This window comes from Streptomyces griseus (genome assembly GCF_900460065.1).
In the GTDB taxonomy this organism is placed as follows: Bacteria; Actinomycetota; Actinomycetes; order Streptomycetales; family Streptomycetaceae; genus Streptomyces; species Streptomyces griseus.
Genome location: NZ_UAVD01000012.1, coordinates 112,555 through 124,201, shown reverse-complemented (window position 1 = coordinate 124,201; position 11,647 = coordinate 112,555). Strand labels below are relative to the sequence as shown.

The following is an 11,647-nucleotide window of genomic DNA, read 5'->3' as shown; positions in this document are numbered from 1 at the left end:
GGTCACCGGGTCAGTCTCAGCACCCGCCCCGCTCGCGCCGTCGCGACCAGTTCCTCGACGGTGGCGAGCTTCACCCGGGGCCGCCCGTCGCGGCGGCCCCGGTCCCGTTCGGCACGGTCGATCGCGGCCAGCCCCCGCGCGTCCACGACCCGGCGGTTACGCCGTCGGACCAGGCGCCGGAACGCCTTGGCGTCGCCCGTCGGAGCGGGCAGGGCCCCGGCGACCGCGTCGGCCAGGAGCGTGCCGACCGTCTCGGCCGCGCAGGTCCGGTTCGCGCCGATCCCGCCGGAGGGCCCCCGCTTGATCCAGCCCACCACATAGCCGCCGGGCAGCCCGGCGATCCGGCCGCCCTCGTGCGGAACGGTGCCCGAGGCCTCGTCGAACGGCAGCCCCGGCACCGGCAACCCCCGGTAGCCGATGGCCCGCAGCAGCATTCCGGCGGCCAGATCCACCGTGCCCCCGCCGCCGTCCGTGACCCGTACCGCCCGCCCGCCCCCGTCGGCCAGGACCTCCACCGTCTCGGAGTGGAAGCGGAGCACGATGCGCCGGTCCACCCCCCGGCCGGACCCCGGGGACACGGCGGCCGTCCGCACCCGGGCGAGCCCCCGGAGCAGCCCGGCCCGATCGCCCGCCCCGGCCGCGTCGATCGCCGCCGCCGTACGCGGATCGTGGTCGTCCACCACCAGCTCCACGCCCTCCAGCCGCTTCAGCGCGAGGAGTTCGGAGCGCGTGTACGCGGCGTCCCCCGGCCCCCGCCGGCCCAGCACCACCACCTCCCGCACCCGGCTCGCCCGCAGGGCCTCCAGCGCGTGGGCGGCGATGTCCGTACCCGCGAGCGCCTCCGGGTCGGCGACCAGGATCCGGGCGACGTCGAGGGCCACGTTCCCGTTGCCCACCACGACGACCCGCTCGGCGGACAGGTCGACGCCCTGCGCGACCGCCTCCGGGTGGGCGTTGTACCAGGCGACGAACGAGGTGGCCGACAGGCACCCGGGCCCTTCCTCACCGGGGATGCCCAGCCGCCGGTCCGTGGAGGCGCCGACCGCGTAGACCACCGCGTCATGGTGGGCGGCCAGCTCCTGCGCGGTGACGTCCCGGCCCACCTCGATGCCCAGATGCATCCGGACCCGGGGGTGCGCGTGGAAGCGGGAGAAGGTGTCGCCGACCTTCTTCGTCCCGGGGTGATCGGGGGCCACGCCGTACCGGACCAGTCCGCCGGCCACCGGCAGCCGGTCGATCAGCGTCACCTCGGCCGCGGTGTGCAGCAGCAGATCCTGCGCCGCGTACATCCCCGCGGGCCCGGTACCGACGACGGCGACCCGCAGCGGCCCGAAGTCGGACGGCAGGCTGCGCCCGAAGACCGGCTCCCCCCAGACGTGGAAGTTCGGCCCCGCCACCTCGGGCGCCGGTTCCGCGCCCTCGTAGTAGGCGGCGTTGATGTCGGCGTACTCCCGCTGCCCGGCGGACAACGCGTCCACCGGGAAGATCGCGTCCACCGGGCAGGCGTCCGCACAGGCCCCGCAGTCGATGCACGCCCGCGGATCGATGTGCAGCATCTCCGTACTGCCGAAGGCGCGCTCCTCGGGCGTCGGGTGGATGCAGTTGACCGGGCACACGGCCACACAGGTGGCGTCGTTGCAGCAGGTCTGGGTGATGGCGTAGGTCATGGCCCCGGCTCAGATCAGGTTCGCGCGCTTGTAGAACGCGAGGGCGGGCTTGGTGAGCAGACGGGCGGAGGCCAGGAAGTCCATCAGCCCCGAACAGCTCGACCGCATCATCGACTTGTGGTGCGCGTTGGCCTTCGCGGCGGCCAGCGCCCGGCGCTTGTCGAGCCCGGCCTTCCGGTAGACCTCCGGGTTCACCATGCTGGTCACGATGAAGTACGAGGCGACGGCGACGACGAACGCGTTGATCTGCCGCCGCGCCCACCCCGCGCCCTCCAGCCGCTTGAGCGTCTCGTCCCGGGCGAACTTCATGTGCCGGGACTCCTCCACGACATGGATGTTGTTGATGGTGCGGACGAACGGCACCACCCGCTCGTCGCGCATCCAGTCCCGCTGCATCACGTCGAGCACCTCCTCGGCGACCAGGATCGCCGCGTAGGCCGCCTCGCCGAACGCCAGCGTCTTGAAGGCCCTGCCCAGCTCCATCACCGCGCGGCGGGGCCGGTAGTGGGGCGCACCGAGCTTCTGCGCACCGCGCGCGAACATGATCGAGTGGCGGCACTCCTCGGCTATCTCGGTGAGCGCCCACTGGAACTCCGCGCCCGCCGGGTTCTTCATGTAGATGTCGCGCAGCACCATCTGCTGGAGGATCATCTCGAACCAGATCCCGGTGCTGGCGACCGACGCCGCCTCCTGCCGGGTCAGCTCCTTGCGCTGCGCCTCGGTCAACTCGCCCCAGTACGCGGTCCCGTAGAGACTGCACCACTCGGGGCTCGCGCCGTGGAACTCCTTGTCCAGCGGGGTCTCCCAGTCCACCTCGGTGGCCGGGTCGTACGCCAGCTGCGCGGCCGAACCGAGCAGCCGCCGCGCGACGTCGTCGCCCTCGGGGCTCTCCTGGACCTTCGACGGAACGGTGCTGCCGGCCATGCTGCGGCTCCTTGGGTCGAGTGCGTGATCCTCGATCGTGGTGAGGTGCGTACGGCTGCCGACCGCCGCGACGGATCCGAATTCCCCCTGTGCGGAATCGGGTCGCGCTGTACGGGGTCGGGTCGTGCTGAGTGCTGTACGGATCACCGGGGCCGGGGGCGACGGCCCGCGCCGGACCGGACACCGGCCGGCCCGGGATCCTTGTTAGACGCAAGGTATAACAAGGATCCCGGGCCGCCTACCCCCCGGTAGAAATCGGTACGGACGCTCACCGCTTCTCCGCATCCCTCGGGCGGCGCGCCGGGCGGGAAGGGGCCACCGGCCCCGCACCCGGGCCGGTTTGACGACGCCCCCGGTCAGCACGGCGAACACCGGCCCCGCCTCCGTACCGGGTGCCGACGGCCCGGGAACGCGGGAGCGGAAACGCGGGGCAGCGGGAATGCGGGAGCCGGAACGCCGGAGCGGCCCGCGCGAGGGGTCGGCGCGGGCCGCAGGGGGCCGGGCGGGGCGGCTACCGGGGGTCCTGGCCGAACTTCGAGGTCGCCCAGAAGTAGCCGAGCACCACGAGCCCGAGGCTCCAGCCCACGGCCAGCCAGCCGTTGTGGCCGATCTCGCTGCCGAGCAGCAGGCCGCGCAGCGTCTCGATGGCCGGGGTGAAGGGCTGGTACTCGGCGACCGGCCGGAACCAGCCCGGCATCGTCTCCACCGGGATGAAGGCGCTGGACAGCATCGGGAGCAGCACCATCGGCAGGGCGTTATTGCTGGCCGTCTCCGCGTTCGGGCTGATGAGGCCCATGCCCACCGCGACCCAGGTGAGGGCGGCGGAGAAGATCACGAGCAGCCCGAAAGCGGCCAGCCACTCCACGAGCGTGGCGTCCGTGGAGCGGAAGCCGATGGCCACGGCGACGGCGCCCACCAGGACCACGCTCAGCACGCTCTGCAACACGCTGCCGACGACGTGCCCGGTGATCACCGAACCGCGGTGGATCGCCATCGTACGGAAGCGGGCGATGATGCCCTCGGACATGTCCGTGGAGACGGACACGGCGGTCCCGACCACGGTGGAGCCGACGGTCAGCAGGAGGATGCCGGGGACGATGTAGGCGATGTACGCGGACCGGCCGCCCTCCCCGCCGCCGATGCCCGCGCTCATCACATCGCCGAAGATGTAGACGAAAAGCAGCAGGAGCATGACAGGCGTGAGGAGCAGGTTCAGGGTGAGCGACGGGTAGCGCCGGGCGTGCAGGAGGTTGCGGCGCAGCATGGTGGTGGTGTCGCGTACGGCGAGGGAGAGGGAACTCATCGGACAGCCTCCTTCGGCTGGTTGTCCCGGGCGGGCACGCCGGAGCCGGTGAGGGCGAAGAACACGTCGTCGAGATCGGGCGTGTGCACGGTCAGTTCGTCGGCCTCGATACCGGCCGAGTCCAACCAGTCGAGGAGGGAGCGCAGTTCGCGCTGGCTGCCGTCACTGGGGATCTGGAGCGACAGGGACTCGTCGTCCCGGGCGACTTCACGCAGCGCGGAGGCGGCGGACCGGTAGGCGTCCGGGACGTTGAAGCGGAGCTTCACATGACCGCCGGGGACGATCCGCTTGAGCTCCTCGGCGGTGCCCTCCGCGGCGATCCTCCCGTTGTTCAGTACGGCGATGCGGTCGGCGAGTTCGTCGGCCTCCTCCAGGTACTGCGTGGTGAGGAAGACGGTGACGCCACCGGAGACCAGCTCGCGGATGATCCCCCACATGGTGTGGCGGGAGCGCGGGTCGAGGCCCGTGGTCGGTTCGTCCAGGAAGATGATCCGCGGGGATCCGACCAGGGTCATGGCGATGTCGAGACGCCGCTTCATGCCACCGGAGTAGCCCGCGGCGGGCTTCCTCGCCGCCTCCACCAGGTCGAAACGCTCCAGGAGCTCGGCGGCCACGCGCCGCCCCTCGCGCCGGGACAGGTGATGGAGATCCGCCATCAGCAGCATGTTCTCCTCACCGGTGATCAGCCCGTCCACGGCCGAGAACTGCCCCGTGACACCGATCGCGGCACGCACGGCCTGCGGGTCGACGGCCGGATCATGGCCGCCGACGCGGATCCCGCCGGAGCCCGCGCCGGGAGAGATGAGGGTGGAGAGGATCTTGACGACGGTGGTCTTGCCCGCACCGTTGGGCCCGAGCAGCGAGAAGACCGTGCCCTCGGGCACCGAGAGGTCGACGCCGTCGAGGACGGTCTTGTCGCCGTAGGACTTGCGCAGTCCGGTGGCGGTGATCGCCTGCGCCGCCTCCTGGGCGGCGGGCGGGGCGGAGGCCCGGGTGACAGTCATGCTGGTTCCCTTTCGCAAGCGGTGCATCGGAAGCGGGCGGAACGAGGGGCGAGCGGAACGAAGGGCGAGCGGAACGAAGGGCGGCGGGCTCAGGCACGGCGGGGCGGGGCGGCGGGCGCAGGCACGGCGAACTCGGCCACGGCGGGACCGACGGACGGAGGCGCGGCGGGCGCAGGCGTGGCGGGCGCAGGCGTGGCGGACCCAGGCACGGCGGGACCGACGGACGGCGGGGCGGTGGGGCGGCGGGGCGGCGGGCTCAGCGCCGCAGGCCGGCGGGCTCAGGCGCGGCGGACGATGATGTCGCCGGTCCCGCTCCGGGCGTGCACCTCGACGGTCTCGTCGGAGTCCTCGGGTCCGGCGGCGGCGCCGAGCGAGTTGCGTACGGTGCCGAACTTCGGATTCAGGTCGAGCCAGGCGGCGGTGCCCTCGTGGATGCCCACTTCGAGGTCGCCGACGGAGGTGCGCAGAGCGATGCGGCCGCGGGTCACGTCGCCGACGCGGATGCGCCCGTTGGAGGAGGTCGCGTCGACCCCGGCCCGGGCGACCTCGATCTCGATGCGCCCGTTGGCGGACTTGGCGACGACGTCGCCGTGCGCGAGCCCCACGGAGATGTCGCCGTTGGCCGCGTTGACCTTCAACTCGCCGCCGACCTCGTCGATCCCGGTCGCGCCGTTGCCGTTCTTGACGACCGCCGCCCCCGCCACGGCGCCGACCTCGACCCGGCCCGAACCGATGACCTCGGCGTCCCCGGTGGAGCGGACCAACCGGATGTCTCCGTGGTCGGTCCTGAGCTCGGCGCGGGCCGCCTCCTCCACCTGGACGTCGCCGAGCGAGGTCTTGAGCCGCACCTCGCCGAGCGGCCCCTCGACGAAGAAGCCGCCCAGGGCGGAGGTGCCGCGCACCTCGGACCCCGCGGGCAGCTCGACGCTCACCACGACGGTGCCCGGCTTGCCGAACAGGGAGCGCTTCTTGGGGGTTCTGACGGTGAGGCGTCCGCCCGAGCAGGAGACCTGGGTCTGCTGAACCGCGCGTACGTCGTCCTGGTCGGACCCGTTGCCCGGCAGCACCTCGACGACCGTGTCGGTGCGCTTGCCCGCGGTGATGCGGGCGGTGCCGGCGTCCAGCTCGATGACGACGGAGATCGGCTCGGGAGTATCGAAAGAAGGCATGGCTGTCCCGTCCTCTTGGCTCGGTGAGTGATGAACGATCAGTGACATCGGCCGGATCGGCGATCCGCCGTGGAATGCCGCCGGTGAAACGCGGCCGGTGAAGCCCCGCCCGCCAGGAGGCGGGCGGAGGCGGGCGGAAGCGGGCTCAGCGAACCCAGCCGGTGAAGCCGCGACCGCCCGAGTCCCTGCTCCGGCCGGAGGCGCTCGCGCGCCCTCCGCCGTCGAGGGACGTGGACACGGCCCGCACGAGCCAGGCGTTGACCGACAGGCCCTCCGCCGCCGCGGCGCTCTCGGCGCGGCCCTTGAGGTGGGCGGGGAGACGGAGGTTGATCCGCACCATGGTGCCGTCGTCGGCCTCCCCGGCCGGCGGCGCGGACACCACGGGAGCCACGGCCTCCCGCTCCTCCCGCACCGGCTCGGGCACCGGCGGCGGCGTCACCACGAACTCGGGATCGAGCCCGCGCAGCCGCACGTCGACCGAACCGGGAGCCAGCTCCCGGGTGACGTCGCCCATGGCCGCGGAGAGCACGTTGAGCAGGGTCAGCCGGACGGCGGACTCCAGGGGAGCACTGAGCCGCTCGGCCAGGACGCGGGCTTCGTCACCGCTGGCTTCCGCGGCGACGGCGAGTTCCCGCCGGAGGTTGTCGACGTAGGGGGTGAGGTCCATGACGCCATGATGGCACACGAGTGGCACCATGTCGAGCCACCTTGGCTCAGCATCTACAGAACCCCTTCTGACCTGCAACGTCACAACAAGGGGCGCGGCAACGGCACCACAGAGGCACCCCGAAGAACCACGGTTGGCACCACAGCGACACAAGATGGCACCACGCGGCACCACGTGACACCACAGCTCCCCACCCGATCCACCGATCCGCCCCGCGTGGCACACGCCGCCCCGCAGCCGAAGCCGGATGTACTGACGCCGGACGCCGCACACCAAGGCAACGCCCGCCCACTCCCCACCACCCGGCCACCACCCCGCCCCGGAGCACCGCATGCCCCACCCCAGGGCCTACCTGGCCCTCTGCACCCACACCCACCTGTTCCCCGGCGCGCGCTGCCGCCTCCAGGACGTGCCCCACCCGGAGGCCTTCGCGACAACTCCGGAGCCGATCGACGTCCACCTGCGCTTCTCCGACGGAACGGCCACGGCGGCAGAACTCCGCACGGACGCCCCGACAGGCCCCGTCCTCACGGTCGACGCCCACACCACCGCGGCCGGCACGCCCCTCCCCGACAGCACCTGGACCGTAAAGGGGTTCACCGCCGAGGAAGCCGAGGTCGAGCTGACCATCGGCGCCCCGATCCCCACCTGAACACGCCCGCCCCGGGACGCCCCCACCCCGCCCTCCTCCACCCCGGCGGCACACCTCCGACGCCTCCCTCCCGGAAAGGCCCCGTGGCCACGGTCCGGGCCGCCCGCGCCGAGGACGTGGACACCGGCCGGCCACGGCTTGATGACCCCCTTCACCGCGGCGACGGCGAACGGGACGGCGCGCGGAGGAGGGGTGTGACGATCCTGATACGCAGCGTTCGAAAGGTGGCTCCCGTTCGCGCCGTGCCCCTTCCGGCGGTGCGCCGGGCAGCGCCCCGGGCACGGGGACGACGAGCACGAACCGGGGTGCGTGGTGAGCCTCATGGGCTCAGCGCCGCACCCGCCGGCCACCGGGCGAAGCCCCCGCTACTGCCGCTGCCGGCGCCGGTCGGTGACCAGGGCCGGGCGTTCACAGCCGACGTTCGCCGTCGCCCGACGCACCGACGACAGAAGCCCAGGCCAGAAGAAATCTGGCCTGGGCTTCACGCTGAGCCTCCTGTCGGATTCGAACCGACGACCTATGTATTACAAGTACATCGCTCTGGGCCGGACTGAGCTAAGGAGGCAAGGACGCACGCCCGTAGCGCGCACCAAGACGCCACAACTCTACACAGCCCCGCTCTCCCGCGGACAGGCATAACGGGCGGCCGTGACCTCCCACTCACCTGTTCGTTGAACGCACTGAAGTGCCATCGGACTATCGGACCGGGGAGGGGTCGTGGTCGAGTCCGCGGGGGAGGACGGACGGCTCAGCGTCACCGGCGCTGAGGCGCGGCGCGTCAAGCGCGAGGCGCTGGGCGTTCCCGACCGGGCCAAGCACCAACAGCGGGTGGCCGTGCCGGTGCAGCGGCGCAGACCGGAGGCGGACACCCGCCGGCGGGCCTACCGGTACCGCTGCTACCCCTCTCCCACCCAGGCCGAGCAGTTGGTCAAGACCTTCGGGGCCTGCCGCTGGACCTACAACGAGGGCCTCGCCCTGCGGGTCAAGGCCTGGCACGAGCACCACGTGGCGCTCGGGTTCGCCGAGTCCTGCCGAGCCCTCACGGGCTGGCGGAACGCCCAGGGGACGCGATGGCTTCAGGAGGTGTCCTCAACCGTTCTCCAGCAGGCACTTCGCCATCTCGACGCCGCGTTCGGGCGGTTCTTCACAGGCTCGGGGAAACCGCCGAAGGCCAAGAAGAAGGGCCGCTCCCGTGACTCCGCGACCTATGTCCGTACGGGCTTCCGCTGGGTCGAGGACCCGGACCGGCCGGGTACGGGTCTGATCACGCTGGCCAAGCAGACCGGGCCGCTGCGCGTCCGCTGGTCCCGGCCGCTTCCGGCAGGAGTGCGGCCGGTGAAGCTCACCGTGAGCCGTGACCGGGCAGGGCGCTACTTCGTCTCCGTACTGGTGGAGGAGCGTATCGAGCCGTTGCCGCCGTTGTTCCTGCGGCACGGCGGTGCGCCGAAGGCGGTCGGCCTGGACCTCGGGCTGGCGGCACTGGTCACGCTGGACGACGGAGAGAAGGTGGACCACCCCCGGCTGCTCAAGCGGTACGGGGCGAAGCTCGCGGATCGCCAACGGAGTCTGCACCGCAAGGAGAGGGGATCCAGGAACCGGGAGAAGGCGCGGCTGGAGATCGCGCGGCTGTACGCCCGCGTCGCCGACGTCCGCAGAGACGCGTTGGACCGGCTCACCACCCGCCTCGTGCGCGAGAACCAAGTGCTCGTGGTGGAGGACCTGGCCGTCGCCTCTCTCGTACGGTCGCCGAGAGGGAGGGGCCGTCGACGGAAAGCGGGGCTGAACCGGGCGATCATGGACGCCTCGTGGGGCGAGTTGCTGCGTCAGTTGCGGTACAAGTGCGCGTGGTACGGCCGGACGCTGGTCGTCGTCGACCGCTTCTTCCCCTCGACCCGGCGCTGCTCCGCCTGCGGGCTCACGGGGCCGAAGCTGGATCTGGCGGTGCGCGGCTGGTCCTGCGACGGATGCGGTGCGGTACACGAGCGGGATGTGAACGCGGCACGGAATCTGCGCGCGGAAGGGCTGCGCCTCTACGGACTGGTGGCGTCGGCGCTACCGCCCGGCCGGCCCATGCCCTCGTTGATCAGGGCATCGGAGGTACCGGACGTGGTGCCGGCGGGGTGACCCGGAGGCACGCGAGAAAGCGCATGCCGGACCGACGGGCTGTCGGCCGTAATGCCTGTGGAGTCCGCGTGAGACCGGCAGGGCGTCGCCTTCGAGGCCGCGTCCGGTCGGCAGTGGACGCCGAAGCAGGAAGCTCCCTCTTCTCCATGGAGCGGGCCAAAAGACAGCTGCTCTGGCGCCCCCCGGCCCACGAGGGGTTTTCGTCACCCAAGAGGTACTGACAGAACACGGGAACGCCAGGTAACGTCACCGCAGGTTCACCCAAGTGGACCAGACCACTCCCTACTCGGATCGTCCGGCACGTTCCTGCCGGTTGAGGAGAAGATCCATCATGGCCAGTGTCACGTTCGACAAGGCGTCCCGCGTCTACCCCGGCTCCACCAAGCCGGCCGTGGACCAGCTCGAGATCGACATCGCGGACGGTGAGTTCCTCGTCCTCGTCGGTCCCTCCGGTTGTGGCAAGTCGACCTCCCTGCGCATGCTCGCGGGTCTCGAGGACGTCAACGGCGGTGCGATCCGCATCGGTGACCGCGACGTCACGCACCTGCCGCCGAAGGACCGGGACATCGCCATGGTGTTCCAGAACTACGCGCTCTACCCGCACATGTCCGTCGCGGACAACATGGGCTTCGCGCTGAAGATCGCCGGTGTGAACAAGACCGACATCCGGGCGAAGGTCGAAGAGGCCGCCAAGATGCTGGACCTCACCGACTACCTGGACCGCAAGCCGAAGGCGCTCTCCGGTGGTCAGCGCCAGCGTGTGGCGATGGGCCGCGCCATCGTGCGTGAGCCGCAGGTCTTCCTCATGGACGAGCCGCTGTCGAACCTCGACGCCAAGCTCCGTGTCTCCACCCGTACGCAGATCGCCTCGCTGCAGCGCCGCCTCGGCATCACCACCGTGTACGTCACCCACGACCAGGTCGAGGCCCTCACCATGGGCGACCGGGTCGCGGTGCTGAAGGACGGGCTGCTCCAGCAGGTCGACTCGCCGCGCAACATGTACGACCGCCCCGCGAACCTCTTCGTCGCCGGCTTCATCGGCTCCCCCGCGATGAACCTCGTCGAGGTCCCGATCACCGACGGCGGCGTGAAGTTCGGCAACAGCGTCGTCCCGGTCTCCCGCGAGGCGCTCACCGCCGCCGCGGACCGCGGTGACACCACCGTCACGGTCGGCATCCGCCCCGAGCACTTCGACATCGTCGAGCACGGCGGCGCCGCCGCGAAGTCGCTGACCAAGGACTCCTCGGACGCGCCGGCCGGTCTCGCCGTCTCCGTCAACGTCGTCGAGGAGCTCGGCGCCGACGGCTTCGTCTACGGTGGCGCGCAGGTCGGCGGCGAGCACAAGGACCTGGTCGTCCGCGTCGGCGGCCGTGCCGTCCCGGAGAAGGGCACGGAGCTGCACGTCGTGCCGCGCCCGGACGAGCTGCACGTCTTCGCGACCTCCACCGGCGAGCGTCTCACCAACTGACGCCCCACCCGCCGTACGCGCGGCCCCGCACTCCCCGCACGGGGGGTGCGGGGCCGTTTGCGTGGTCCCGGCGGGTTTGGGTTTCGGGTGCGGGGCGGCGTCAAATACCCCGGCACACGGGGCATTTCACCCCGGCCCGTCAACCTCGCATTCGAAAGGGCGCGTCGAACCATCCCCCGAGAGGGTGACGAAATGTCGTCGAGTCATCACCGGCCGCTACGCTCGCTGCGTGACCCACACCGCGCGCCGCATCGGCCGATCCCTCGCTCTCGTCCTGCCCGTCGTCATGGTTCTGTCCGGGACCCTCGCGGTCACCAGCGTCCAGTGGGCGGAGTCGGACAACGACTCCCAGCTGCTGGCCGCCTCCTCGGAGACCGTGTCCAAGCCCGCGAAGCCGCATGCCCCGCAGGACGTCCTGCGCGAGAAGCTGCTCGTGGAGCTGGCGGAGAAGGACCCGGGTACCGCGCTCACCGGCCTCCAGCGCGCCGTCGAGCAGCGTCCCTCGCTGGCCCGCCACTGCATGTCGATCGCCAAGGCGCTCGGCAAGGCGGCCGTCGAGCAGTACGGCCCGACCCGGGCGCACCGCTTCTCCCGGCCCGTCTGCGACACCTCGTTCGCCTCCGGCGTCGCGCAGTTCAGCTGAGCCCGGGAGGCGGTCGCGCGGAGCGC

General features: G+C 71.7%; 10 protein-coding genes and 1 tRNA gene. 4 read left to right on the top strand and 7 right to left on the bottom strand.

Annotation, left to right across the window (positions count from 1 at the left end):
* Positions 1 to 2: 2 nt before the first annotated feature.
* From DTB53_RS07475 to DTB53_RS07450, 6 genes are all read right to left on the bottom strand, one after another.
* Complete coding sequence (locus DTB53_RS07475; protein ID WP_012380319.1) at positions 3 to 1,667, bottom strand: FAD-dependent oxidoreductase; 1,665 nt, start codon at positions 1,665 to 1,667, stop codon at positions 3 to 5.
* A gap of 9 nt (positions 1,668 to 1,676) precedes the next feature.
* On the bottom strand, positions 1,677 to 2,591 hold the full coding sequence (locus tag DTB53_RS07470) for an AurF N-oxygenase family protein (protein ID WP_003968204.1): 915 nt from the start codon (positions 2,589 to 2,591) through the stop codon (positions 1,677 to 1,679).
* A gap of 511 nt (positions 2,592 to 3,102) precedes the next feature.
* A complete protein-coding gene (locus DTB53_RS07465; protein ID WP_012380318.1) occupies positions 3,103 to 3,894 on the bottom strand; it encodes an ABC transporter permease in 792 nt (263 codons plus the stop codon).
* A complete protein-coding gene (locus tag DTB53_RS07460; protein ID WP_012380317.1) occupies positions 3,891 to 4,898 on the bottom strand; it encodes an ATP-binding cassette domain-containing protein in 1,008 nt (335 codons plus the stop codon). Before DTB53_RS07460 ends, DTB53_RS07465 begins: the two co-directional genes overlap by 4 nt.
* Before the next feature lie 278 nt (positions 4,899 to 5,176).
* Entirely contained in the window at positions 5,177 to 6,067 is an 891-nt protein-coding gene (locus tag DTB53_RS07455; RefSeq protein WP_012380316.1) for a DUF4097 family beta strand repeat-containing protein, read from the bottom strand.
* 145 nt (positions 6,068 to 6,212) lie between these two features.
* A complete protein-coding gene (locus tag DTB53_RS07450; RefSeq protein ID WP_042496830.1) occupies positions 6,213 to 6,734 on the bottom strand; it encodes a toxin-antitoxin system HicB family antitoxin in 522 nt (173 codons plus the stop codon).
* A 331-nt stretch (positions 6,735 to 7,065) separates the two neighbouring features.
* Between DTB53_RS07450 and DTB53_RS07445 the strand changes: the two genes are divergently transcribed.
* The gene (locus DTB53_RS07445; protein WP_012380314.1) at positions 7,066 to 7,386 is read left to right on the top strand and encodes a hypothetical protein; all 321 of its coding nucleotides are present in this window, start codon (positions 7,066 to 7,068) and stop codon (positions 7,384 to 7,386) included.
* Between the two features lie 489 nt (positions 7,387 to 7,875).
* On the opposite strand, the gene DTB53_RS07440 is transcribed toward DTB53_RS07445, so the two are convergent.
* Positions 7,876 to 7,951: transfer RNA gene (locus DTB53_RS07440), tRNA-Thr, on the bottom strand.
* Between the two features lie 152 nt (positions 7,952 to 8,103).
* On the opposite strand from DTB53_RS07440, the gene DTB53_RS07435 reads away from it, so the two are divergent.
* From DTB53_RS07435 to DTB53_RS07425, 3 genes are all read left to right on the top strand, one after another.
* Positions 8,104 to 9,510 carry an RNA-guided endonuclease InsQ/TnpB family protein gene (locus DTB53_RS07435; RefSeq protein ID WP_012380313.1) on the top strand — a complete coding sequence of 469 codons (1,407 nt, stop codon included), beginning with the start codon at positions 8,104 to 8,106 and terminating at the stop codon, positions 9,508 to 9,510.
* A 331-nt stretch (positions 9,511 to 9,841) separates the two neighbouring features.
* Positions 9,842 to 10,978 carry an ABC transporter ATP-binding protein gene (locus tag DTB53_RS07430; RefSeq protein ID WP_003968197.1) on the top strand — a complete coding sequence of 379 codons (1,137 nt, stop codon included), beginning with the start codon at positions 9,842 to 9,844 and terminating at the stop codon, positions 10,976 to 10,978.
* A gap of 229 nt (positions 10,979 to 11,207) precedes the next feature.
* Complete coding sequence (locus DTB53_RS07425) at positions 11,208 to 11,621, top strand: hypothetical protein (RefSeq protein WP_003968196.1); 414 nt, start codon at positions 11,208 to 11,210, stop codon at positions 11,619 to 11,621.
* Positions 11,622 to 11,647: the final 26 nt, after the last annotated feature.